The sequence below is a fragment of the Streptomyces sp. NPDC002868 genome (assembly GCF_055563295.1).
Genome location: NZ_JBVHDR010000011.1, coordinates 226843 through 250887 on the forward strand (window position 1 = coordinate 226843; position 24045 = coordinate 250887).

At 70.2% G+C, this 24045-nt stretch carries 20 protein-coding genes; 7 read left to right on the forward strand and 13 right to left on the reverse strand.

The genetic code is table 11. The features are described from left to right. Positions 1-86 precede the first annotated feature (86 nt). Positions 87-434 (forward strand): SsgA family sporulation/cell division regulator, encoded by a 348-nt coding sequence (locus ACZ3H8_RS29575; RefSeq protein ID WP_356229144.1) that lies wholly within the window; start codon positions 87-89, stop codon positions 432-434. Positions 435-595: 161 nt separating this feature from the next. On the opposite strand, the gene ACZ3H8_RS29580 is transcribed toward ACZ3H8_RS29575, so the two are convergent. Beyond that, a complete protein-coding gene (locus ACZ3H8_RS29580; RefSeq protein ID WP_467407094.1) occupies positions 596-2773 on the reverse strand; it encodes an MMPL family transporter in 2178 nt (725 codons plus the stop codon). A 114-nt stretch (positions 2774-2887) separates the two neighbouring features. Then, positions 2888-3460 (reverse strand): TetR/AcrR family transcriptional regulator, encoded by a 573-nt coding sequence (locus tag ACZ3H8_RS29585; protein ID WP_467407096.1) that lies wholly within the window; start codon positions 3458-3460, stop codon positions 2888-2890. 134 nt (positions 3461-3594) lie between these two features. Between ACZ3H8_RS29585 and ACZ3H8_RS29590 the strand changes: the two genes are divergently transcribed. Beyond that, the gene (locus ACZ3H8_RS29590; protein WP_467407098.1) at positions 3595-6888 is read left to right on the forward strand and encodes a S41 family peptidase; all 3294 of its coding nucleotides are present in this window, start codon (positions 3595-3597) and stop codon (positions 6886-6888) included. A gap of 97 nt (positions 6889-6985) precedes the next feature. Here the strand turns inward: ACZ3H8_RS29590 and ACZ3H8_RS29595 are convergent, their stop codons facing one another. From ACZ3H8_RS29595 to ACZ3H8_RS29610, 4 genes are all read right to left on the reverse strand, one after another. Then, positions 6986-7174, reverse strand: coding sequence for a hypothetical protein (locus ACZ3H8_RS29595; protein ID WP_467407101.1), 189 nt, complete (start codon positions 7172-7174; stop codon positions 6986-6988). Between the two features lie 99 nt (positions 7175-7273). Further along, positions 7274-8164, reverse strand: coding sequence for an SDR family oxidoreductase (locus ACZ3H8_RS29600; RefSeq protein WP_467407102.1), 891 nt, complete (start codon positions 8162-8164; stop codon positions 7274-7276). After that, the gene (locus ACZ3H8_RS29605; RefSeq protein ID WP_467407105.1) at positions 8161-9024 is read right to left on the reverse strand and encodes an alpha/beta fold hydrolase; all 864 of its coding nucleotides are present in this window, start codon (positions 9022-9024) and stop codon (positions 8161-8163) included. The genes ACZ3H8_RS29600 and ACZ3H8_RS29605 overlap by 4 nt, the downstream gene beginning before the upstream one ends. 158 nt (positions 9025-9182) lie before the next feature. Beyond that, the gene (locus ACZ3H8_RS29610) at positions 9183-10703 is read right to left on the reverse strand and encodes a flavin-containing monooxygenase (RefSeq protein ID WP_467407308.1); all 1521 of its coding nucleotides are present in this window, start codon (positions 10701-10703) and stop codon (positions 9183-9185) included. Between the two features lie 143 nt (positions 10704-10846). Here ACZ3H8_RS29610 and ACZ3H8_RS29615 point away from each other — a divergent pair, with 143 nt between their 5' ends. The 3 genes from ACZ3H8_RS29615 to ACZ3H8_RS29625 all read left to right on the forward strand — a co-directional run bounded on the left by ACZ3H8_RS29615 (position 10847) and on the right by ACZ3H8_RS29625 (position 12881). Further along, a complete protein-coding gene (locus ACZ3H8_RS29615) occupies positions 10847-11521 on the forward strand; it encodes a MerR family transcriptional regulator (RefSeq protein WP_467407106.1) in 675 nt (224 codons plus the stop codon). A gap of 119 nt (positions 11522-11640) precedes the next feature. After that, positions 11641-12156 (forward strand): Pycsar system effector family protein, encoded by a 516-nt coding sequence (locus ACZ3H8_RS29620; RefSeq protein WP_467407107.1) that lies wholly within the window; start codon positions 11641-11643, stop codon positions 12154-12156. Positions 12157-12173: 17 nt separating this feature from the next. After that, complete coding sequence (locus ACZ3H8_RS29625) at positions 12174-12881, forward strand: Crp/Fnr family transcriptional regulator (protein ID WP_467407110.1); 708 nt, start codon at positions 12174-12176, stop codon at positions 12879-12881. A gap of 11 nt (positions 12882-12892) precedes the next feature. On the opposite strand, the gene ACZ3H8_RS29630 is transcribed toward ACZ3H8_RS29625, so the two are convergent. The 7 genes from ACZ3H8_RS29630 to ACZ3H8_RS29660 all read right to left on the reverse strand — a co-directional run bounded on the left by ACZ3H8_RS29630 (position 12893) and on the right by ACZ3H8_RS29660 (position 22412). Then, positions 12893-14548, reverse strand: coding sequence for a serine/threonine-protein kinase (locus ACZ3H8_RS29630; protein ID WP_467407111.1), 1656 nt, complete (start codon positions 14546-14548; stop codon positions 12893-12895). Continuing rightward, on the reverse strand, positions 14545-15384 hold the full coding sequence (locus ACZ3H8_RS29635; protein WP_467407113.1) for a protein phosphatase 2C domain-containing protein: 840 nt from the start codon (positions 15382-15384) through the stop codon (positions 14545-14547). Before ACZ3H8_RS29635 ends, ACZ3H8_RS29630 begins: the two co-directional genes overlap by 4 nt. Before the next feature lie 485 nt (positions 15385-15869). Beyond that, positions 15870-16547, reverse strand: coding sequence for a vWA domain-containing protein (locus tag ACZ3H8_RS29640; protein WP_467407116.1), 678 nt, complete (start codon positions 16545-16547; stop codon positions 15870-15872). 13 nt (positions 16548-16560) lie between these two features. Continuing rightward, positions 16561-18327: a vWA domain-containing protein gene (locus tag ACZ3H8_RS29645; RefSeq protein WP_467407118.1), complete on the reverse strand. Its 1767-nt coding sequence runs from the start codon at positions 18325-18327 to the stop codon at positions 16561-16563. Further along, positions 18324-20567 carry a hypothetical protein gene (locus ACZ3H8_RS29650; protein WP_467407120.1) on the reverse strand — a complete coding sequence of 748 codons (2244 nt, stop codon included), beginning with the start codon at positions 20565-20567 and terminating at the stop codon, positions 18324-18326. The genes ACZ3H8_RS29645 and ACZ3H8_RS29650 overlap by 4 nt, the downstream gene beginning before the upstream one ends. Continuing rightward, complete coding sequence (locus ACZ3H8_RS29655; RefSeq protein WP_467407123.1) at positions 20564-21403, reverse strand: nucleotidyl cyclase domain-containing protein; 840 nt, start codon at positions 21401-21403, stop codon at positions 20564-20566. The genes ACZ3H8_RS29650 and ACZ3H8_RS29655 overlap by 4 nt, the downstream gene beginning before the upstream one ends. 211 nt (positions 21404-21614) lie before the next feature. Further along, a complete protein-coding gene (locus ACZ3H8_RS29660; RefSeq protein WP_467407125.1) occupies positions 21615-22412 on the reverse strand; it encodes an exodeoxyribonuclease III in 798 nt (265 codons plus the stop codon). Between the two features lie 61 nt (positions 22413-22473). Here ACZ3H8_RS29660 and ACZ3H8_RS29665 point away from each other — a divergent pair, with 61 nt between their 5' ends. Beyond that, complete coding sequence (locus ACZ3H8_RS29665) at positions 22474-22959, forward strand: GNAT family N-acetyltransferase (protein WP_467407127.1); 486 nt, start codon at positions 22474-22476, stop codon at positions 22957-22959. Between the two features lie 110 nt (positions 22960-23069). Then, the gene (locus ACZ3H8_RS29670) at positions 23070-24032 is read left to right on the forward strand and encodes a trypsin-like serine peptidase (protein WP_467407129.1); all 963 of its coding nucleotides are present in this window, start codon (positions 23070-23072) and stop codon (positions 24030-24032) included. The last annotated feature ends 13 nt before the right edge of the window (positions 24033-24045 follow it).

Below are 24045 nucleotides of genomic sequence, written 5' to 3' on the forward strand. Positions count from 1 at the left end.
GCGTGTCTGTCACGAATAACGTTCGAGCCTCCGCCCCGAAATGTGGGACATTAGAGGACAAGGTAGGCGAGTGTGAGGAGCGGGCGATGTCCACAGTCGTCGAAGATTACGCATTGGCCCGGATCGTCACCGACGCTCCGCAGCACCGGTCCGTCCGCGTCGCCCTCCGCTACGACCCCGGCGACAGCCCGGATTCGGTGCGCTTCGCTTTCCCCAGCGGCCGCGAGTGGACCTTCCCCCGTGAACTGCTGGAGACGGGGCTGCGCGCGCCCGCCCGCCGGGGCGATGTCGAGATCTGGCCCTGCGGCCGGGTCCAGGCGGTTGTGGAGTTCCATACCCCGGATGGCGTAGCGGTGGTGCAGTTCGACTCCAAGTCGCTGATCCGCTTCCTGCGCCACACATACGCGGTGGCCGCACCCGTCACCCATGGGTGACGAGCACGGCCACTGTGTTCCGCGACGGCCCCCGTCCCCACGGTGCCGTCGCGCTACCGGGGACGCGCGCTCCCCCGGTGCAAGCACCGGCTCCACTGGAGCGGCTACGCCGCGCCCCTTGGTCGCACCCCCGGGGGCCTTGTGCGTCAGACGCGTGTGCGTCAGACGCGTACCAACTGCCGCTCCTCGTCCGGGTCTTCGGGGTCGGCGCCCTCGGGACGGTCGGCGAGCTCCTTGTGCAGCTTCTCGCCCTCCACGTCCACATTGGGCAGCGCCCGGTCCAGCCAGCGCGGCAGCCACCACGCCTTGTGGCCCAGCAGCGCCAGCACCGCCGGCACGATCGCCATCCGGACCACGAACGCGTCGAAGAAGACCGCGATCGCGAGGCCGAAGCCGATCATCTTGACCATCTGCTCGCTGGAGCCGATGAAGCCGGAGAAGACCGCCATCATGATCACCGCGGCAGCGGTGACCACGCGTGCCCCGTGCTTGAAGCCGGTGACGATCGCCTCGCCGGGCCGCTCCCCGTGGACGTACGCCTCACGCATCCGCGTGACCAGGAAGACCTCGTAGTCCATTGCGAGACCGAAGACGACGCCCACCATGAAGATCGGCATCATCGACATGATCGGGCCGGTCTGCTCCACGCCGAACAGCGAGCCGAGCCAGCCCCACTGGAAGACGGCGACGACCGCGCCGAGTGCCGCGACGACGGAGAGCAGGAAGCCGAGGGCCGCCTTGAGCGGTACCAGCACCGAGCGGAAGACCACCATCAGCAGCAGGAAGGCGAGTCCGACGACGAGCGCGAGATAGGGCAGCAGCGCGTCGTTCATCTTCTGCGAGAAGTCGATGTTCATCGCCGTCGCGCCGGTGACCAGCACATCGCCGCCGCTGCCGTCCCGGATGGAGTGGACGAGTTCCTCGGTCTCGACCGAGGACGGCCGGTCCTTCGGTACGACCGTCACCATCGCGGTGTCGCCGGCCTTGTTGAGCGCCGGCGGGGTGACGGCCGCGACACCGTCGAGGCCCTTGATCTCCTTGACGGTACGGTCGGCCGCGGCCTTGTCGCCGTCGACGACCACCAGCAGCGGGCCGTTGAAGCCGGGGCCGAAGCCGTCGGACAGCAGGTCGTACGCCTTGCGCTGAGTGGTGCTGACCGGCTGCGAGCCGTCGTCGGGCAGACCCATCTCCAGCGAGGCGGCCGGTATCGCGATGGCGCCGAGGCCCACCACACCGGCGAGCAGCACGGTGACCGGGCGGCGCAGTATGAAGCGTGCCCAGCGGGTGCCCATGTTCGGCTTCTCGCCGACCGGCTTGCCCTTGCGGACCTTGCGGCCGAGCACCCGGTTGCCCGCGAAGCCGAGCAGCGCGGGAATCAGGGTGAGCGCGATGAGTACCGCGATCACGACCGTGCCGGCCGCGGCGAAGCCCATCTTGGTGAGCATCGGAATGTTGACCACGGCGAGGCCGACGAGCGCGATGACCACGGTCAGGCCCGCGAAGACGACTGCGGAGCCCGCGGTGCCGACGGCCCGGCCCGCCGCCTCCTCGCGTTCACGGCCATCGGCAAGTTCGGCGCGGTAGCGGGAGACGATGAAGAGCGCGTAGTCGATGCCGACCGCGAGGCCGATCATCGTCGCCAGCGTGGAGGTGGTGGAGCCGAGGTCGAGTACGTTCGCGAGCGCGGTGATCGTGGAGATCCCGATGCCCACGCCGATGATCGCGGTGAGCAGCGGAAGCCCGGCGGCGACCAATGAGCCGAAGGTGATGACCAGGACGACCGCGGCGATGCCCACGCCGATGATCTCGCCGACCCCGGTCTCCGGGACGGTCTGCAGCGCGTCGCCGCCGATCTCCACGGTCAGCCCGGCGTCGCGCGCCTCGGTACCGGTCTTCTCCAGCGCCTCACGTGTCTCGTCGGTCAGCTCCATCGAGCTGACCTTGTACGAGACCGATACGTACGCGGTGGAGCCGTCCTTGGAGACGGCCTTGCCGGTGTACGGGTCGGCGACGGAGGCGATCTGGTCGGAGCCGGCCTTCAGCGCGGCGACGGCCTTGTTCACCTCGGCCTTGTTGGCCGCGTCGGTCATCCTGCCGTCGGGCGTCTTGAAGACGACCCGGGCGGTCGCGCCGTCCGCGCTGCCCCCGGGGAAGCGCTCTTCCAGCAGGTCGAAGGCCTTCTGCGCCTCCGTGCCCGGGACCGAGAAGGACGACGAGGTGGCGGTGGACGCGTTGGCCGCGCCGACGCCGGCGAGCGCCAGCAGCGCCACCCACAGCAGGGCGACGAGGCGGCGGCGCCGAAAGGCGGACCGCCCGAGTTTGTAGAGGAACGTGGCCACGAGGGCGTACTCCCGAGTGTGAGGTGAACAGGGCATGGGGAGCCGGCCCGACGACGAGAGCGGCGCGCGTCAGGTGCTGTGCTGGGTGGTGCGGGGAGGGGTGCTGCGGGGAGATCAGATGCCGAGTGCGGGGAGAACCACGGCATCGATGTAGGCGGCGAGGAAGGCCCGGTCGACCGACCGGTCCTCGATCAGCGGACGAGCGATGAAAGCGCCGACCAGCATGTGCGGGACGTAGCTCAGCGCGGGCGCGTCCGCGGGGAGTTCGCCCCGGTCCACGGCGCGGTGCAGCAGTGCGTCGAGCCCGGTCATCTCCGGGTCGATCAGCAGGTCCCGCAGCGCCTTGTGGAGGTCGGGGTTGTCGTGGATGGCATGGGCCAGACCCCGCATCAGCGCGGAGTCCTTCTCCATCTGGCAGTCGTCCATGCGGTCGACCATCGCGAGGAAGTCACCGCGCAGGGAGCCGGTGTCGATCTCCGCGATGCTCACCGGCTTGTTGTGGCGCAGCGCGCGGGCAACCAGCTCCGGCTTGCTCCGCCACTGGCGGTAGAGGGTGGCCTTGCTGGAACGGGTACGGGTCGCGATGGCGTCCATGGTGAGGCCGTCGTAGCCCGTCTCACGGAGCAGGTCGAGCACGGCTTCGTACAGTTCCGCCTCGCGCTCGGGCGTGATTCTGCTGCCTGCCATGGTCGACCTCCAACCTGAACGAAACGGTTTCGTACAGTACGAAGATAGCCCGGAGCCTCTGCGAAACGAAATCGTTTCGGTCGTGTTCTGCGTCACAAGTTGCCGCACCCCCCTGACACCGAAAGCATTGGGGGGTGAGTGACGACGTCGCGTATCTCCGTTTCCCGCACCTGCACGAGGACTTGCTGTGCTTCGCCGCCGAGGACGATCTCTGGATCGCGCCCCTGGTGCCCGCCGGGCACAGGCCGGGCCGCGCCTGGCGGGTCACCGTCGACCGGACCAGAATCAGCCATCCGCGCTTCTCCCCCGACGGCGCGCACATCGCCTACACGACCTGGCGCAGCCTCGACCCGGAGATACATCTGGCGCCGGTGGCCGGCGGGCCGGCAAGGCGGCTGACCTACTGGGGCTCCACCGACACCCGGGTCTGCGGCTGGGACCCGGACGGCAACATCCTTGCCGTCTCCTCGCACGGCCAGCCCTTCTCGTACTTCTCTTGGGCCTACAAGGTGGCCACCGACGGTTCCCCCGGCCGACGGCTCCCCTGGGGCCCGACGTCGGACATCCAGGTCGCGGACATCGAGGGAGAGCACCGCTCGCTGCTCCTCACCGGCAAGCCGCCGCACGAACCGGCCGCGTGGAAGCGGTACCGGGGCGGAGCGACGGGCAGGCTCTGGCTGCACGGGGAGCGGCTGCTCGCGGATCTGAACGGCCACCTGGACTGCCCGATGTTCGTCTCGGGGCGTATCGCGTTCCTCTCCGACCACGAGGGCGTCGGCAATCTCTACTCCTGCCGGCCCGACGGGACCGATCTCCGGCGCCACACCGACCATGACGCCTTCTATGCCCGGCACGCCTCGAGCGACGGTCGCAGGGTTGTGTACCAGTGCGCGGGTGAGGTGTGGATCGTCGACGATCTGACGGCGCCGGACGCGGTGCCGCGCAAGCTGGAGGTACGGCTCGGGGGCCCGCGCGCCGGACGCCGCGCCTACCAGGTGCCCGCCTCCAGCCACGTGGACGCGATCTCGGTCGACACGACCGGGCGGGCCAGCGCCGTGAACGTACGCGGCAGCCTGTACTGGCTCACACACCGCGACGGTCCGGCGCGCACGATCGCTGACACCCCGGGCGTACGGGTCCGGCTGCCGGAGATGCTCGGCAGCGGCGTCCAGGTCGCCTATGTCACGAGCGCGGACGGCGAGGACGCCGTCGAGATCGCGTATCTGCCACGGGCGAGCGGCGAACGGGAGCCGCGCCGACTGGCCTCGGGGGAGCTGGGACGTGTCCACGAAATGGTGTCGGACCCGGACGGGGAGCGGCTCGCGATCGCGTCGAACGACGGCCGGCTGCTGCTGCTCGACGTGACCGAGGAGGAGGAGACAGAGGGCACCCCCCGGGCCGAAGGTTCAGGGGGCGGGGAGGTCACGGAGCTGATCCGCTCCATCAACGGGCCGGTCCGCGACCTGGCCTTCTCGCCGGACGGCGCCTGGCTCACCTGGTCGCAGCCCGGCATCGGCCGCTCGCTGCGGCAGATCAAGATGGCCCGCATCAAGGACCGTACGATCGTCGACGTCACCAACGGCCGCTTCGAGGACGAGAATCCGGTCTTCACGCGCGACGGCCGCTATCTCGCCTTCCTGTCCTGGCGGGGCTTCGACCCGGTGTACGACGTGCACACCGGGGACCTGTCCTTCCCGCTGGGCTGCCGCCCCTATCTCGTACCGCTGTCGTCCGCGACGCCTTCGCCCTTCGCGCTACTGCCGGACGGGCGGCCCGCGGCGGGCGGGCTCGACCCGCTGGACGAATCCGAGGAGGGCGACGGCACGGTCATGGTCGAGGTCGAGGGGCTGGCGGACCGGGTCACCCCCTTCCCCGTCACCGCCTCCAAGTACTCGGCGCTCCATCCGGTCAGCGGCGGCGGGCTGGTCTGGCTGCGCTGGCCGATCTCCGGGGCTCTCGGTGAGACGTTCGCCAACCCGGCGGACACCTCGGGCCGCCCCACGCTGGAGCACTTCGACATCACGAAGGCCCGCAAGACCGAACTGGTCGGCCATCTCGACTGGTTCGCGGTCAGCGGCGACGGCAGCCGGCTGGTGGTCGTGGACGACGGGGAGCTGCGCGCGGTCCCGGCCACCGAGTCCGGGGACAGCGACTCGACGGTCTATATGGACCTGCGCCGGATCCAGCACGAGGTGGACCCGCCGTCCGAATGGCGACAGGCGTACGGGGAGGCGGGCCGCATCATCCGCGCGTACTTCTGGGAGCCTGGGATGTGCGGCATCGGCTGGGACGCGGTACTCGACCAGTACCGACCGCTGGTCGAACGGGTCGCGTCGCCGGACGAGTTCGCGGATCTGCTGCGTGAAGTGCTGGGCGAGCTGGGCACGTCCCATGCGTTCGTCACGCCCGCGCGGCGCAACGAAGGACCGCCGCACTACCAGCGGGCGATGGGCCTGCTGGGCGCGAACCTGGTCTGCCGGGACGGGAATTGGCTGATCCAACGGATCCTGCCGGGCGAATCGTCCGACTCCAAGGCACGTTCGCCGCTGGCCGGCACGGGCATCCGCGAGGGCGCGATCCTCACTCATGTCGACGGCCGCCCCGTGGACCCGGTGGCGGGCCCCTACCCGATGCTCTCGGCGGCGGGCGGCACGACGGTCGAGCTGACCTTCCAGCCTGCGGAGGGCGAGGGGCACGCCCGGCGGGTGGCGATCGTCCCGCTGGTGGACGAGCGGCCGCTGCGGTACCAGGACTGGGTGGCCAAACGCCGCGAGGTGGTACGGGAGTTGAGCGGCGACAAGTGCGGGTATCTGCACATCCCGGACATGGGTGGGTCGGGCTGGGCGCAGTTCAACCGCGATCTGCGGCTCGAAGTGTCCAGGCCTGCACTGCTCGTGGACGTACGCGGCAATGCGGGCGGCCACATCAGCGAACTGGTCGTGGAGAAGCTGACGCGGAAGATCCTCGGCTGGGACCTGACGCGCAACGCCCAGCCGGTCTCGTACGCGTCGAACGCCCCGCGCGGCCCCATTGTCGCCCTCGCCGACGAGGCGACGTCGTCGGACGGCGACATGATCACCGCGGCCTTCAAACTGCTGGACCTGGGCCCGGTGGTGGGCAGCCGCACCTGGGGCGGCGTGGTGGGCATGACGGGCCGCCACCGCCTGGGCGACGGCACGGTGATCACCGTCCCGATGAACGCGGCATGGTTCGACGCGTACGGCTGGTCCATCGAAAACCACGGCGTGGACCCGGACCTGGACGCGCTGCGCACCCCCCTGGACTGGGCGGAGGGCCGTCACGTCCAGCTGGACGACGCGATCCAACTGGCCCTGGACCTCCTGAAGACCCACCCGGCGGCGGAGCCCCCGGACTACTCCCAGGCGCCGGATCTCCGGCGTCCGAAGCTGCCGCCGCGGAGGGCGTGAGGGCCCCTCGCACCCGGGGCACCTCGCACCCGGGGCACCCCCGCACGCAAGAGGGGCGCAGCCCGTCGGCACGGGTGCGCCCCTTCGCTGCGTGGATTCAGATGTCGTAGTCCTGCTTGAACTTGTCCTCGGCGTCCTGCATGGCCTGTTCGGTGGTCCGCTCCCGGGGCCCTTCCTCCGGCTTAGGAGACCGCTTCGCCGCTTTCTTCTTCGCGCCCCCCTCGGCCTTCTGCGCCCGCTCCTCGAGCGCGTCGGCCTTGTCCTTGAACTGGTCTGCGATGCCCATGAACGTTCACTCCTAGAAGGGTGTGAGGAGGGCGGGAGTCAGCACGCCCCCTGTGCCTCTACACCAGCGTGACACTCTTGGACATGCCTCGCATTTCGATCACTGACGCTGCGTACTCGCGTTCCGCGCCGCCTCGTCCGCCGCCCCGCCCGCCCCCACGAGCCCCTTTCCGACCCCCCGCAGCCGCGGCTCGAAACGCCGCATCTCCCGCTGGCCGACCACCCCGATGAGCCCCGGCAGACCGCCCCGCACCGACTGCATCCCGCGCAGCCACCACTGCGCGTACACATGCGCGGACCGTCGCTCGATCCCGGCCACGATCCGGTCCACCGCCGGGCCCAGCGGATACGTACGGTTCGACGGCCAGGGCAGCCGCTGCCGCAGCTCCCGCATCACCTCGTCCTGGTCGGCCCCGCGCACCATGTCCGTATCCGTCCAGGACAGATAGCCGACACCCACTCGCACGCCCTTGTACCCGACCTCCGCCCGCAGGCTGTGGGCGAAGGCCTCCACGCCCGACTTGGACGCGCAGTACGCCGTCATCATCGGTGCCGGCGTGATCGCGGCCAGTGACGCGATCTGCAGGAAGTACCCCCGGCTCTCGGTCAGCACCGGCAGGAACGCCCGGCCCGTGACCGCGCTCCCGATGAGATTCACCTCGATCACCCGCCGCCACGCGGCCGGATCCGAGTCCACGAAGGGACCGCCCGACGCCACGCCCGCGTTCGCGACGACGATGTCGACCTTGCCGAAGCGCTCCTTGACCTCCTGCGCGACCTGCGCCATCGCCTCGTGGTCGGTCACATCCGCATGCCACCAGTCGCTCTCGGTGTGCAGCCTGCCCGAGACCTGCTTCAGCTCGTCCGGCTCGAGGCCCACCAGCGCCACCTTCGCGCCGCGCGCCGAGAGCTTGCGGGCGAGCAGCTCGCCCACGCCCCGCGCCGCGCCGGTGACGACCGCGACCTGCCCCTCCAGGCTCGTCCTGCTCATGCGGCCTCCTCCTTCGCCTTCGCGTTCGCGCTCGCCTTCGCGTTCGCGTTCGCCGTCGCATCCGCGTTGACAAACGTAGCCACCAGCTCGCGGATCTTCGCGGTGACGACCTCCGGAGCCTCCACCGGCGTCATATGGCCCATCCCGGCAAGCTCCACCAGCTCACGGCAGTCGGGAAGCTCTGCGGCCAACCGCCGCGCGTGCACCATCGGGGTGAGCCGGTCCGCCGTGCCCGCCACCACGATCGAGGGCACCCGCAACTCCCGTACGCCCGTGACGAGATCGAGCTTCGCGAGCACATGCGCCCAGGCCACCCGGGACGGCCGCGGGCAGGCGTGCACGATACGGGCGCACTCCGTCACCCGTTCCGGTGCCGAACCGGGGCCCATCGTCGCGTACTTGAGGATCCGCTTGGAGACCGGCGTCACCGGTCCGAGCGGAGCCCGCGCCCCGAGAACCATCCGAGTGATCCGGGTCCGCAGCCGCCCGGCGCGCATCGGCAGCACCAGCGACTCCTCGACCAGTCGCGAACTGCCCGTACTGCACAGCAGCACCGCGGCCGCGTGCTCCGCGAAGGCAGCCCGCCCGGACGCGGCCATCAGGGTCATCCCGCCCATGGAGTGCCCGGCGAGCAGGGCCTTCTCGCCGGGAGCCAGTACGGCACCGAGCACCGCTTCCAGGTCGTCGGCGAGGAGGTCCGTACCGACCGCGGCGAACGGGGTACGGCCGTGGCCGCGCTGGTCGTAGACGACGACCCGGTGGTCGCCCGCCAACTCCCGTATCTGGGCGGCCCAGAAGAGCGTGGAACAGGTCCAGCCGTGGGCGAGGACGACGGCGGGCGCGCCGTCCGGGCCGTACACCTCGACATGGATCGTCGACCCGTCGGCGGAGACGGCGGTCAGAGTCCGGCTCGTCCGACCGGGCTGGCTCGTCCGACCGGGCTGGCTCGTCCGACCGGGCTGGCTCGTCCGACCGGGCTGGCTCGTCCGACCGGGCTGGCTCGTCTGATTCGTCTGGCTCATCGCACGGCCTCCGCGGTCGCCTCGACAGCGGGTGCGGACTTCGCACGCATCCGTACGACCTCGTACTCCGCGAGATCCACCTCACGCGTCGCTTTCCGGAACTCACCCGTCGTCCCCGGCCACAGCGTGGTGTTGCGCCCATTCGCGTCCAGGTACCAGCTGTTGCAGCCGCCGGACTTCCACACCGTCCGCTCCATCCGCTCCTGCACCCGCCGGTTCCACGCGCCCACCGCGGACGGCCGGACGGCCAGCGCCGCACGCCCGCCAAGCACATTCAACTGCCGCATGTAGTCGGCCATGTAGTTCAGCTGCGACTCGATCATCAGGATCATCGAGGAGTTCCCGAGGCCCGTGTTGGGGCCGATGACCGACATCCAGTTGGGGAAGCCGGCCGCGGTGGCGCCGCGCAGCGACTCCATCCCGTCCTTCCACGCCTCCGCGAGCGTGATCCCGTCGGCTCCGACCACTCGCTCGGCGATGGGCAGGTCGGTCACATGGAAGCCGGTGCCGAAGATGATCGCGTCGACCTCGGCTTCCGTACCGTCGGCAGCGACGACCGTCGACCCGCGCACCTCCACCAGCCCCGAAGCCACCACATCCACATTGGGCTTCACCAGCGCCGGGTAGTACTCGCTCGACAGCAGGATCCGCTTGCAGCCGATGCGGTACGAGGGCGTCAACTTGGCCCGCAGGGCCGGATCCTTGATGGCCTTGGCCATATTGGCCTTGGCGAGCGACTCGACGAGCCCCAGTTCCTTCGGCCGCTTGGTGAACGCGCTGACCTGCAACTCCCTGATTCCCCAGAGCAGTCCGCGCCGCGCCGAACCGGTGAACGGCAGCTGCCGGTGCAGCCAGCGCTCGGCCCCGCTGATCGCCCGGTCCATCCGCGGCATCACCCACGGCGGGGTCCGCTGGAAGAGCGTCAGCTTCCCGACCTCCGGCTGGATCGAGGGCACGATCTGGATCGCCGAAGCGCCGGTCCCGATCATCGCGACGCGCTTGCCGCGCAGGTCGTAGTCGTGGTCCCAGCGGGAGGAGTGGAAGACCTTCCCGGGGAAGCCGGCCAGACCGTCGATCTCCGGCATCTTCGGGTCGGACAGCGGACCGGTCGCCGAGACGACGACATCGGCGGTGAGCGTGCCCCGCGAGGTCTCGATCTCCCAGCGCAGCTCGTCGCTGTCCCAGCGCATCATCAGCACTTCATGGTTGAAGCGGATGTGGGAACGGAGCCGGAAAGTGTCCGCGACATGCTCCAGATACGCGCGGATGTGTTCCTGCCCGGAGAAGGTGCGCGGCCAGTCGGGGTTGGGCGCGAAGGAGAACGAGTAGAGGTGCGAGGGCACGTCGCATGCGCACCCCGGATAGCTGTTGTCCCGCCAGGTTCCGCCGACCGAGTCCGCCCGTTCCAGGACGACGAAGTCGGTGATCCCCTCGCGGCGCAGCCGGACCGCGGCCCCCAGGCCGCCGAATCCGGATCCGATCACCGCCACCCGTACGTGCTCGTGCTGCTGGCCCATGCCGCCGCCTCCCGCTGGAACGTCATAACCCTGCCAGACCATGCCAGCAATCACTGGCATGATGGGGAGAGTAGAGCAGTGTCTTACCGAGCGGTAGGGGCAGGACCCGACAAGTTACCGGTGGTACAACATAGGCTTCCCCTGTGGCAGACGGACGCGAGTACCGCATGGAGGAGCTGGCCAAGGAGGCCGGCATCACGGTGCGCACCTTGCGCTTCTACCGCGAGCGCGGGCTGATCCCGCCGCCCCGCCGCGAGGGCCGTATCGCCTGGTACGACGAGCACCACCTGGCCCGGCTCCGTACGATCGCCGCCCTGCTGGAACGCGGCCACACCCTCAACGGCATCGCCGATCTCGCCACCGCCTTCGAGAGCGGCCGCGACGTCGGTGACGTCCTGGGCCTCGGCGCCCCCACCGAGGAGGAGCCGGTCCGCCTCACCCCCCAGGAACTCGCCGACTACTTCGAGGGCGAGGTCACCGCGGAGAACCTGGCGGCCGCGCTGGACCTCGGCTACCTGGCGACGGACGGCGACGAGATCGTCCACATCAGCCGCCGCCTGCTGGACGTCTCATCCGCCCTGGTCCGCGCGGGCATCCCACTGGCGACGGTCCTGGAAGCGGGCCAACGGGTCCGCGCCCACGCGGACGAACTGGCGGAACTCTTCGTCGAGATGCTGCGCGCCCACACCTCTCAGGACCAGGTTGACAGACTGCGGCCGCTGGCGAAGAGCGTGGTGGACGCGGAACTTTCGATGGCGCTGGACCGGCGCCTGCGCAAACTGCCCGAGCCTGGCCCGACCGAGGCACGCCCCCGCTGATCACTTTGATCACTTCTGATCAAAGTGCGGTGCCGCAGCGGGAGTTCATGACCGGCGCGGGTATCCATGGCTATGGTGCGATGGACCACGACCACAGTTAAGGATGCGGAGGAAACCGCGTGCCACAGGGGGAACCGGTGTCGCGGGAGGAAGCGGTCAGGACCGCGTGGCAGATCCACACCACGCTCGGCGAATGGACCCGCGGCGTCGACGCCAAGGCGTCCTTCGCCCTCGCCATGGAGTCGGCCGCGCTGGCAGGTGTGGCCGCCCTGTCGGGGTCCGGCCGCAGGCTGAGCGCACTGTCCGGGCTCGCAGCGGAAATCGGACTGTGGCTCGGCGTTCTCCTGCTGGGGCTCTCCGCCGCGCTCGCCGTCCTCGTCGTGCTCCCGCGCCATGGCCACCAGGGCCGGTCGGCGCCCGCGCAGGGTCAGTTCATCTTCTACGGAGATCTGCGTCACTGGACTCCCGAGCAGCTCGCCGAACAGCTCGGCCGGCACGACCCCCTCCCGGCCCTGACCCGTCAGCTGGTGACCATGAGCGAAATCCTGTGGACCAAGCACCGCAGGGTCCGGCAGTCGCTCGGCTGCGCGATGGCGGGCGGTGTCCTGATCGCCGTGGTCGGCGCGTTCGGCTGATACCTCGAGGAGCGTCCATGACCGCGCGGCACACGGACCGGTACCGGTCGAACCGGGTTCCGTTCTGGAGCTTGCTCGACGACGCCGCCCGGCTCGCCCTGCGCCGCATCGGTCATCTCGAAACGTTCGCGGCCAAGGACCACCTCCTTCAGGAGAACGAGCTCACCGACCATCTGCTCGTCGTCAGGCGGGGATGCGTGAAGGTCACCGCGCTCTCCGCCGACGGCTATCAAGCCGTACTCGCCATACGTAACGCGGGTGATCTGCTCGGCGAACAGGCCGGGTTGGACGGCGGACCGCGCTCCGCCACCCTCACCGCCCTGACCACTGTGGAAGCGCTGATCATCCCGGCGAGCGCCTTCAGGGGCGCGGCGCGTGACCACTCGGCCATTGCCGCGGCGATGCAGCAGGTGCTCTCCGCGCGGTTGCGGGACGCCGACAGCCAGCGCACCTCGACCGGGGGCGAGGCGATCCAGGCCCGCCTCGCCGCACTCCTGCTGGATCTCGGCGAGAGATACGGCAGACGCAGCGACTCCGGCGCTCTGCTGATCGCCCTGCCGCTCTCCCAGGACGACTTCGCCGGGCTTGTGCTCGGCTCCCGCCGTACGGTCAGCCGCATCCTCGAGCAGTGGCGCGGGAACGGCTGGGTGACGACGGGGCGCAACCGGCTGGTCGTCGAGAACCCGGACGCGCTGAAGCGGGAGTGCGGCGAAGGGCCGCCCTGAGCCCGGCACGGTCACACCTCGTCCCAGGACAGGGTCCGCAGGCCGTATTCCTCGGCCAGCGGGTTCCACGCCTCGACGAAGTCCTTTTTCGCGCGCGTCGCTTGTACGTTGGCGCGGTCCGCGTCCGCCCAGGCGTCGGAGGACGTCACCCGGCTCGTGGTGCATCCGTCGGCCATGTCGGTGGCCAGCCTGGAGTAGGCCCTGTCCGCGTCTGCCGAACTCGTCCAGCCGGCCAGCAGATCCGCGGTCAGCCCGTCGGGCAGTTGGTCGAGACCTACTCCTTCCACGGCGTCGACCAACCGGTCGCGGTTCGCGGCCGCCTCGTCGAACACCCCTTTCGCCTCCTGTAGTTCACTGTCACCCGGACAGCCCATCACGCTCTCGACGGACTTCGAGACGCTGCCCCGAGTGCCGTCGTTCTCCCACAGCAGGCTCTCCAGTTTCTTCGCCTGTCCCTCACGCGTGTCCGGGGCCTCGGACGACGATCCGCCGGCGCCGTCGTCCCAGGGCGCTCCGTTCGCCAGCAGGGCACCGACACCGATCCCTGCGGCGATCAGCAGCAGGAGGAAGAAGATCCAGCCGCCGCTCAATCCGCGCGGCGCGGGGGCCGGAGTCCTGGTCAGCGTCCGGGCCGGGGGCGGTACGGTCCGGGCCGGGGTCGGCGTCCGGCTCGGGGTCGGGGTCGGTACGGTCCGCCTGCGCGGAGGCGTCCATGCCGGGCTGTTCACCACCGTGGGCGAGGGCGCCGGGCTGTTCACCACCGTGGGCGTGGGCGCGGTGGGCCGAGCGGCCGGCGGCGACAACCTGGCGGGCGCCGTGACGACAGCGCTGCGCAGCGGACCGAGCCAGTCGGCGAGCGCGGGCCGCTGCGCGGGCTGATCGGCCAGACTGCGCTCCGCCAGCTGCGCCACCGCACGGTCGGCCGACCGCAGGATGTCCACGTCCGATCCGACCTGATCTCCGATGAACAGCCGGGCGGCGAGCAGACCGAACTTGTAGACATCGCCTGCCCGGGTCGTCGGCTCCTCGGCCCCGGGCAGGCTCCAACCCGGGGTCTGCACCGGCTTGAGCGCCCACTGGCCACTCAGGACCATCGCGTCGCAGTCGATCAGGAAGCAGCTGGGCGAGCCCTGCAACGAGAACAGCAGGTTCTTCGGCGACAGGTCTCCCACGACCACGCCGAGCCCGTGCAGCCGGTCCAGCTTCTCCGCCAGATCCAGCAGCAGCTGGAAGCGCTGCCGCGGCGTGAACGAGATCCCGACGACGTTCCGCAAGTAGGCGTCTTTGTTCAGCAGAAACTCGAAGCCCGAAGTCCTCTTCTCCGGCGAGGTCGTCAGCACCCGGAAGTACTCCTCCGGGATCTGCCTCATCAGGAAACCGTGAACGTCGTTCCCCTGGTTCACCAACGCGGCCGGCCACGCCGTGTGCTCACCCAGCCAGCGTGCCGTCCCGTCCGCCTGGCGCGGCAGAAAGGCGACCATCCGCTCCAGTACGTCTGCCCTCAGCTCGCTCCTGCTCTTGCCGTCGTACTCCTTGTACACGACCGGCCATTCACCGTTGATCAGCCGCTTCTGAACTGCCCAGACGGTGCCCTGGCCGCCCTTGCCCAGCTGCGCCCCCCTGACGAGGGCCGCCAGCTGGACCCGTGCCGCGCCGGGGGCGCTCATGGCGTCCCTTCCGCGAGGCGATGACGCGGCCAGACCGCCAGCAGGGTGCGGTCGTCGTCGAACGTCTCCCGGGAGAAGTCCAGCAGATGGGCGAGCGTGCGGGGCTCCCGCGGCGGATGCGACAGCCCGGTGGCCATCAGTTCGCCGACCATGCCCGTGCCGTCGCCGAGCGGCACGCCGAATCCGTCGGTGCCCACCAGGAGCACCCCGTCCGCGGGCAGTTGGTACGACCTCGGACGGAGCGCCGGCGGCAGCCGCGGCAGCGCCAGCACCGCGGAAGACGAAATCTCGTCGTCGCTCTCCACGCCAAGCAAGGGGTAGTAGAGCCCCTCGACCAGCTGCCAGGCCGCCGTGTCCCCGACGTGGACCAGGTCGACCCGGAGAGTCCCGTCGGGCAGTGGGAGGACCCTGCCTGCCACCAGGGTGGTCGCCAGCTGGGCCATGGCCTCCTTGCGATGCTCCTCGGAGGGCTCTCCGACCCGGGCCACGCGCATCAGCAGCTGATAGGCGGCGGCCTGCACCACGCGCGTCCAGTCGAGCTCCGCCCGTTCCTCTTCGAGCTGGCCGAGCAGGTCGTTGACGGCGGTACGGCAGGCGAGAGCGGCGCCGATGTGCGACTGCGGGGCGGCGGACACTCCGTCCGCCACCGCGAAGACGACCGCCTCCGTGCTCTCGTGCCAGGCGACCGTGATGTCGTCCTGCCGCGGGCGTCCGCTGCACCGGTGCTCGTCACCCCGTACGGAGGCGAGCCGGACCGTGATGTAGCGCGTGGACCACCCGTCGAAGACGGTGTCCGGGCGGTACGGATCCGCGGGCGGCGGCTTCGGCTCCGGCACGGCGGCGGCCCGCCCGAGGACGATCCGGTCCCATCGGCCGGGCAGCGGTTGCCGCGGTGGAGCCTGGGCGTAACCCGACGTCGGAGGATGCGGCCGCGGCGGGGGCTGCTGCGGTGGTTGAGCGTGCCGCGGTCGTTGCTGCTGCGGTGGTTGCGCGTGCTGCGGGTGTTGCTGCTGCGGTCGTTGCTGCTGAGGCTGCGGCCGCGGCAGGGCCTCCTGCGGGTGCTGCTGCGAAGGCTGATGCGGGTGCTGCGGCGGTGGCGGCTGCGGTTGCGGAGGCCGCGCGTAACCCGGCTCCAGATACTGCTGCTGCACGTACCCACCCCCCGCCTGACGAGGGGGCTGCTGATGCTGCCCGTCAGCGTGCCGGGCAGGTGGCACTGGCGGAGGGGGGCCAGGGGGCGGCACCGGCGCGGAAGGCTCACCGGACGCGGCGGGCTCCTCCGGGTCCTTGGACCGCCCCTTCCTCCCGAAGAGCTCCACCGTCACACCTCGTCGATCGCGAGCCGGAAGCCCTCGGGCTTCTCCACGACCAGCTCCGCCTGGCCCGAGGCCATCGCGTTGCCCGACTCCACGACGCTCTTGGTGAGCGCGGTGAAGAACTTGGCGATGGAATCACCGAGTTGCGACCCGGGCAGGGAGATGAAGGCGAACTCCGACTGCGTGGCGACGTTGAGGATGGTCTCGGCCTCGGCTTCTCCGATGCCGAAGGCGATGACGTTGGGCGCCGCGCTGGTGACGTTGCGGTCGGTGAGTCTGCGGTGCACCTCCGTCCAGTTCTCATTCGGATTGGGCTGTCCGTCGCTGAGGAAGAACACCGCGGGACGGTGCACCCGGTAACCCTGGCTCTTGAGGCTGCTCACATCGTTGGGCACGCGCTGGAGCAGCGCGCTGAAGGCCGCCTCGTAGCTGGTCCCGCCGCCGGCCGAGAGCCGGGGCAGCTCGCTCTCACCTCTGAGGTCCGCCAGGATCAGGTGTTCCGTGACGGTGTTGGAGAAGCCCAGCACGGAGAACCGCACCTTGGCCGCTGCCATCGGCTCACCGAGCAGGGCCATGTGCAGCGATTTCATCCCGGCGTTGAGGTCGTTGACTTGAGAAGCCATCGAATAGGACTCGTCCGCCAGTACGTACACCGGCAGCAGCTGCCCGAGTGTCTCGGCCATGCGTGTTTCCTTTCTACTGAACGTTCTTGACGGGAGTCAGGCCCTGCGGGCAGTCCAGGCGGAGCTCCATTCCGCCCCCCAGGGCACTCCGCCCGAGATGCAGCACGGTGTTCTGCAGGAGTACGGAGAACTGCACAGCCGACTGGGCGAGATCGGCCCCGGGAGCCGCCACGACGCCGAGTTCGGGCCGGCTGGCAAGGCGTTCGACGGTGCGTTCCCCGACCTCCCCGATACCGCAGGCCACCAGGTGCGGGTGGTACTTGTGATGCATCAACTCCGCCCGCACATCGCCCCATTGGGGCGTGTCCTCGGCCTCTCCCACGGCGAGGAGGAAAACCACGGGCCTGAGCACCCGGGCCACCTGCTGCTTGAGCCGTTCCGTCTCCAGCGGCACCAGGTCCAGCAGTCTCCGGAAGGCCGGCGCATACCGGCAGCCCGGCCCGCCGCGCAGGTCGGGGATGCCCGTCTGCCAGGTCACCTCGGTGAGCGGCAGCAGCACTTCGGCCGTGTCCGCGTACGACAGCACGGAGAGCCGTACCGCGGCCGCCACGTCCGGACTGTTGGCCAGCAGGGTCTGCACCGACCGCAGGGCGTTGGCCAGTTCGGTCGCGCAGCCGGCCGCGGCCGCCGAGGCGTCGAGGACCACATAGACCGGCACCAGACCTGTGACCGGCGCTCCGGCGGCGGGCTGTGCGCCGGCGTCGCCCCACGTACGGACGGGGGCGGACCGGGACTGCGGGATCGCCGACGGCGCGCCGCCGCCCTGCGCCGCGGCCGGATGGCCGTGCGCCGGAACCGCATGGCCCGGGCCGATGGCAGGCGCGGGACCGGACGAGGGCGCCTGCCCCGAGTGCGGCAGGACACCCGCCACCCCCGCTTCCGGGCCGCCCGCTCCCAGCACCCCGTTGCGTACACCCGGCAGGTCGACGTCCCTGACCACGCCCTTGTCGATCAGATACTTGACCATCTCCACATGGCGCTGCTCCTGGATCTCCACCTGGCCGAGCCGGGATTCCTCGAGCCGCATCAGCAGGCCCATGGCCTCGTGGGTGTCATTGGGGTGCTTGGTCAGGTGTTCCCGGACCAGACCCGCGAAGTCGAGCTGGACGCCCGCCATCACCTTGCGCTCCTGCTCCTCACGGGCGATCCGCGCCTGATGCTCGATGTCCTTGATCGACTCGGTGTGCCAGGCCTGTCCCACGGCCGCCTTGTTCGAGTGCAGCCCCAGTGCGTCTTCCCGTTCCGCCTGCCTGAGCCGGCGGATGAATTCGCGCGAGGCGGCGTCCGGTTCCAGCTGGATGGTGCAGTGGTAGATGGTGATGCCTTCGGCGAGCAGGATGTCCTGGGCGAAGGCCCGGTTCATGCGCGTCTGGGCGGCCATCGCCTCGGTGATGGGGAACTCGGCCGCGTAGAGGCGCATTTGATGCGTCAGATAGCCGTAGATCACGGAAAGGGCGTCCTGGACGTTGCCGCGCACCAGCCGCACCGGGTCATGGACCCGGAATCCGACATCGATCTTCGCCTCGAAGCGATGTCCGCCGTCCTCGCAAGTCAGCGGGGTTTCAGTGAGCTTGGCGGAGCGCCTGTGGTCACTGAGGTCGACGGCGTAGCACGCCCGGTTCTTGCCGAACCACCGCTGGCTGCGCGTACGGACGGTCTCGACCTCCCACGGAGCGCCTTCGACCGGATAGACGATCGCCACGCTCGGGGGAAGGTTCGGGAGCGCGCCAACCTGGCTGCGCGGGATCGGGCGGTCATTGAGAATCAGCGAGACGGTCACGGCACCTTCTCCAGGTCGAGCTGGGCATGAACGGTGGCGGCGGCCAGCGGCAGCGGCGCCAGGTTGTCCGGGTGCGTCCAGTCGTCGGCGCACCGCCGCAGGATCCGGCCCGAGCGCTCGTCCCCGTAGGCGATCGCGCCGATCATCAAGCGGAACATCTCGCGCAGCTGCGGGTCGCGCTCGGCCAGCGCCGCCCAGTTCCGGATCACCTGCTCCGCCTCGTCGTCGAAGAAGGCCTGGTTCAGCGCCGCACGCCAGAGCCTGATGAACGGCTCCTGCAACTCCGGCTTCCGGTGGGCCAGGTACAGCAGCGCCGGCCTGCCGGGCACCTGTCCGCCCATGCCCCGCTCCTCGGTCTCGATGACGAGCTGGGCCGCGAGGATCAGGAAGGACAGCAGAGCCGTGGGGCGCGCCCGGTAGTCCGCCGCCTGCTCATGGAGCATGTTCAGTACGGATGCCGCCAGCTCGAAGTCGTCCGCCAGCAGGTCGGCCAGGCTGCATCCGGCCGCCACCGCCACGGTCACGTTGCCGACCACGGCCAGCCGCCCGATCTCCTCCACCGCACGGTCCGTCACCGCGCCGAGACCATGGACGCGGGCAGCCGTCGCCTGTCCCAGCGGCCGACTGCGGTCGGCGAGCCATGCCTCCACCATGGCCGCGGCCTGGTCCCGGACCCAGGCGTCACGGCAGCCGACGGAGAGGGCATAGGCCACGGCAGCACGGCGGTACGCGCTGTCGCTGTACGCCCATCGCTGCAGGATCCGGCCGGACACATAGCCGAAGGAGTCGGCGGCGAGCACGCCCAGACCGGCGGCCGCGTACACACGGACCTCTTCCGAGGGGTCCATGACCAACTCGCCCAGCCAGTCGAGCAGTTCCTCCTGGATCTCGTACTGGGTCCAGGCGTGCCGGATGACCAGGCGCGGATAGTCGGGATCCTTGTACTCCAGCACCTCGCCGGGCTCACCCTGGGACTTGGGCACCGCACGGGCCCGCAGCAGGGTCAGCTGTCTGCGCCGCGGCACCGCGAACAGGTCCCTGGGCTGTGGCAGACGACCGTCGGGCCCTGCGGCCCTGATGTACGGCGCGTCGTCCTCCAGCCGGTCCCGCAGAGCGCGTGCCGCCCGCGCGACGTACTCCTGGGGCAGCCCGTTCAGCACCGCGAGCGCCAGCGCCAGGCTGCGGGCGGCCGTGTCGGGCAGGTTCTCGGCCCAGATCTCGAAGTCCTCGGCCTCCATGCGCGCCCGGCGCTCCCTGAGGCGCTCCGGGCTCAGCTCCCCCGACTCGTACTCCTCGCAGAGCGCGGCGGCCAGTTCACCGGCCTGCCGACAGGCGGGGTCGCCCGCGAGCAGCTCCGCGAGGAGGTCGTACACATCGGGCCTGGCCAGCAGTCGGCCGGCGGCGCGTTCCCCCAGCCGCCAGCGGACATGGGCGCGGACGACGGCCTGCTGGTCCGGTTCCTCACTCACATCCAGTACGCCGCTGAGCAGTTCGCTGTCGGACACCTCGGTACTGGGCACGGTCAGCACCATCCAGGCACCGGCCCGGGACAGCGCCCCCTGGACCTTCTCGAAGACCTCCCGGTCCAGGTTTCCGATGTCGGCCGGCTGGTCGAGCAGGAAGCCCACGCCCTGCTCGATGCCGCCGCTGCCGCTCTCCAACTGCTCGGCGAGCGAGGCGAAGTCCACATTGCTGTCCAGGTGGTACACGGGGCCGCCCTGGCAGGCTCCCATCAGCAGACGCACGGCCAGGGCCGACTTTCCGTACCCGGGCGCGCCACGCAGGATCAGGAGGCCCTGCTTGCGCAGGGCCTCGCTCGCGGCGGTGAAGCAGGGCGGCTGGTGGTACGCGAAGCGCACCCGCTCCTCGATCAGCGGCGACAGGGTGCGCAGCCGCTTCTTTGTGCCGCCCAGGAGCAGCACGTACTTGTCGCCGCCCACGATGTCGCCCTCGACGTTCGCCACCGCGTTCTGCAGATGGCCGTGGCGCAGCGATCCCTGTCCCATCTGCCCGGTGGCCTCGAAGGACTCGGCTCCGGGGCCCGACTGCGGCGCCTCCTGCTGGGCCGCCGCACCGTCCAGTTGTTCGCCCGACGGTGCGGCGGATCCTTCGGCCCCCTGGACCGGGGCGGGCGGAGCGCTGTCCGGTGCCCCGCCCGCCGCCGACCCCCCCGTTCCGGCCGCCTGCGGGCTTCCCCCTGCGCCGCCGGCGGCCGGGGCTCCTGACGCGGGTGCGGTCACGGCCGCACCGGCCCCGTGGTGTTCACGTTGACCGTCTTGTCACCTGCGAACTGGTCTCCCTGGACCGTTCCGGTGTGGAAGGTCACCGGGCGGTACGCGCCACCGGGCGCCTGCTGCCCGCCGGGGCCGACGGGGGCCGCGGGGTCCGCCGGGCCGCCCTCTTCGCCACCGCCGCCCTCGCCACCGCCGCCCCCCTTGCCACCGCCGCCTCCATTGCCTCCGTCGTCCTCGCCGACCGGCGGGAGGCCGGGCGGCGCGGGATACCCGGGCACGGTGATCCAGCTGTGGACGACCTCGCCGTGCTTGGTGGCGAACCGCATCGGCAGATATGCAGCCGGGTCGATACCGCGATGACCGTGCCTGATCACCCCGCGGTAGGTCTCGTCCGAGACGACGAACACCATGCGGGCGGAGGGCGCGGCGACCAGAACATCGCGCAGCGGCTGGGCATCCACCAGCCGGCAGGCGGTGTTGACCGCGTCGCCCGACCAGCCCTCCGCGTCCTGCACGGCGAGCCCCTGATGCAGCGACACCCGGAACCGGAGGGCGTGCGCCTTGCTGAACATCGCGCTTTTCTGGGCGAGTTCGTCGTCGAGCTCACGGATGAACGGCCCCGCGAGCAGGAGCGGCGAGACCGTTCCCGGCGCGATCATCAGAACGCCGTCGCCCCGGTCCTCGTACACAATGTCCTCGACCGGCAGCCCTGACCGCTCCATCGCGCTCTTGAGCGTCTCGTACATCGCGGCACGCACTGATCGCTGAACCGGATCGGTGCGCACACTGAAGTTCTCGATGTCCAGGACCACGATCCAGCGGTGTGTGGCGTGACCAGCCATTTGGCGTACCTCCCGAAGGCTGCTGTCGATCAGCTGCCCCAGTAGTACGACATCGCCGCGGCACGGGTATACGCCAGTTGACTCATAGCTGAAATTGACCGAAGTGGATCAAAAATCCAGCGCGGCCGGACGCATTCCGACCGATCAAGTCCGCTGTCTCTTCAGTTGAGTTGAATGGGTGTACGGCAGTCGGCCGCGAAGGCGAATCCGGCTACAGCTCGTAAACTGCCGTCACCGGCGCATGGTCGCTCCACCGTTCCCCGTGCGTCACCGCCCGCTCCACCCACGCCTTCACCGCGCGCCCCGCCAGGCCCGCCGTCGCCACCTGGTAGTCGATCCGCCAGCCCGTGTCGTTGTCGAAGGCCCGCCCGCGGTACGACCACCACGAGTACGGCCCCTCCCTGTCGGGGTGCAGTGCCCGCACCACGTCCACGTACTCGGCCTCGTCGAAGACCCGGGACAGCCACTCCCGCTCCTCGGGCAGGAAGCCGGAGTTCTTCATGTTGCCCTTCCAGTTCTTGAGGTCCGCCTCCTGGTGCGCGATGTTCCAGTCGCCGCACACCACCACCTCGCGCCCGTCCGCCGCCGCGCGGGCCTTCAGTTCACGCAGATAGGGCAGGAACTCGTCCATGAACCGGATCTTCTCGTCCTGGCGGTCCGTCCCCACCTGGCCAGAGGGCAGATACAGGCTCGCCACGGTGACACCCGGCAGGTCAGCCTCGACGTACCGCCCGCTTCCGTCGAACTCGGCCGACCCGAAGCCGATGCGCACCGCGTCCGGCTCACGTCGCGTGTAGAGGGAGACACCCGCGCGCCCCTTCGCCGCGGCCGGGGCGTGCACCGTGTGCCAGCCGTCCGGCTCGCGCACCTCGTCCGGGAGCTGGTGAGCCTCGGCCCGGACCTCCTGGAGGCAGATCGCGTCGGCGTCGGTGCCGGCCAGCCAGTCGACGAAGCCCTTCTTGGCGGCGGCGCGGAGTCCATTCACATTCACGGTTGTCACGGTGAGCATCCCGGCACCCTACCGAGCACCGCACCGGCAGCCCGCATTCGCATACCCGTACGATCTGCCCATGAATTTCCGCGCCACGCCGTTCGACCACCCCGACGCCGTCAAACTCAACGACCAGGTCCAGCTCGAATACGCCGAGCGGTACCAGGACGAGGGCGATGTCACACCGCTCGACCCCTCGATGTTCCTGCCGCCCCGCGGCCTCTACCTCCTCGCGTACGACGATCAGGGCCGGCCCGTGGCGACCGGCGGCTGGCGCTCGCAGGACACGAACCCCGAGGGCTACTCCGACGGAGACGCCGAGCTCAAGCGCATGTACGTGGTCCCCGAGGCGCGCGGCCTCGGCCTCGCCCGTCGCATCCTGGCCGCCCTGGAGGATGACGCCCGCGCCGCCGGCCGTACCCGGATGGTGCTGGAGACCGGCATCATGCAGCCCGAGGCGATCGGGCTCTACACCTCGGCCGGCTATCTGCCGTGCTCGAAATTCGGCCACTACCGGGAGTACGAGAGCAGCCGCTGCTTCGCGAAGCTCTTGTCGCGCCCCTGACATAAACGCGCTTCCCGTGGCACTCTGCCTCACGCACGCCGATCCGCACCGGCTCATCCCCCACCCTGCCCGCGCGACACCACGCGCGGGCACGGCAGAAGGAGACATGCGTGAGACGCCATCGCACCCCCGCCGGGATCCTGTTGACCGTCGCCACCCTGCTCGTCGGCGCACTGTCGGCCACCACCGCCGGCGCCGCCCCCGCTCCCTCCCCCGCCCCCACCGTCTTCAAGCAGCAGCAGACGCAGGGCTTCTGGACCGCTGAGCGGATGCGCAACGCCACCCCGCTCGATCTGCTGCCACTGACCCGCGACGGTCTCAAGGCGCTGGGAACTCCCAAGCGCGGCGGCAAGGAAACCGTCATACCCCCCACCGCCGTCTCGCCCACCGCGTTCCCGCAGGCCGGCGGCCCGTGGACGGGTGGCGGCGCCGTGGTCAAGACGTCCGGGCGGGTGTTCTTCAGCTTCCAGGGGCGTACGGCCTCCTGCTCCGGCAACTCCGTCACCAGCCAGAACGGCAGCACCGTGATCACGGCGGGCCACTGCGTGAAGTACCAGGGCAGCTGGCACACCAACTGGGTCTTCGTGCCCGCGTACAACAACGGCCAGGCGCCGTACGGCCAGTGGTCCGCCACCAAGACCTTCTCCACCGACCAGTGGGTGGCGAGCGAGGACATCAACTACGACGTCGGCGCGGCCGTCGTCGCCCCGCTGGGCGGCAAGAAGCTCGCCGAGACGGTCGGCGCGCAGGGCCTGAGCTTCAACGGCGGCTACAACAAGGCGATGTACGCCTTCGGCTTCCCCGCGGCCGCTCCGTACGACGGCACGAAGCTCATCTACTGCAGCGGGAACTCCTCGAAGGACTTCCTGTTCTCGAAGGACCACAGCCTGGGCTGCAACATGACGGGCGGCTCCAGCGGCGGCCCCTGGTTCACCTCGTTCAGCGAGGCCACCGGCACCGGTCTGCAGGCCTCGGTGAACAGCTTCGGCTACACCTTCCTGCCGAACCGGATGTTCGGGCCGTACTTCGGCAATGAGGCCAAGGCCGTCTACGACAAGGCCCAGGTCTCCTGAGCCACTTGGAGCC

Coding starts and splice junctions, on each gene's coding strand:
- ACZ3H8_RS29575 (WP_356229144.1), top strand. CDS start 87: ATGTCCACAGTCGTCGAAGATTACGCATTGGCCCGGATCGTCACCGAC.
- ACZ3H8_RS29585 (WP_467407096.1), bottom strand. CDS start 3,460: ATGGCAGGCAGCAGAATCACGCCCGAGCGCGAGGCGGAACTGTACGAA.
- ACZ3H8_RS29595 (WP_467407101.1), bottom strand. CDS start 7,174: ATGGGCATCGCAGACCAGTTCAAGGACAAGGCCGACGCGCTCGAGGAG.
- ACZ3H8_RS29600 (WP_467407102.1), bottom strand. CDS start 8,164: ATGAGCAGGACGAGCCTGGAGGGGCAGGTCGCGGTCGTCACCGGCGCG.
- ACZ3H8_RS29610 (WP_467407308.1), bottom strand. CDS start 10,703: ATGGGCCAGCAGCACGAGCACGTACGGGTGGCGGTGATCGGATCCGGA.
- ACZ3H8_RS29625 (WP_467407110.1), top strand. CDS start 12,174: ATGACCGCGCGGCACACGGACCGGTACCGGTCGAACCGGGTTCCGTTC.
- ACZ3H8_RS29630 (WP_467407111.1), bottom strand. CDS start 14,548: ATGAGCGCCCCCGGCGCGGCACGGGTCCAGCTGGCGGCCCTCGTCAGG.
- ACZ3H8_RS29640 (WP_467407116.1), bottom strand. CDS start 16,547: ATGGCCGAGACACTCGGGCAGCTGCTGCCGGTGTACGTACTGGCGGAC.
- ACZ3H8_RS29655 (WP_467407123.1), bottom strand. CDS start 21,403: ATGGCTGGTCACGCCACACACCGCTGGATCGTGGTCCTGGACATCGAG.
- ACZ3H8_RS29660 (WP_467407125.1), bottom strand. CDS start 22,412: ATGCTCACCGTGACAACCGTGAATGTGAATGGACTCCGCGCCGCCGCC.
- ACZ3H8_RS29665 (WP_467407127.1), top strand. CDS start 22,474: ATGAATTTCCGCGCCACGCCGTTCGACCACCCCGACGCCGTCAAACTC.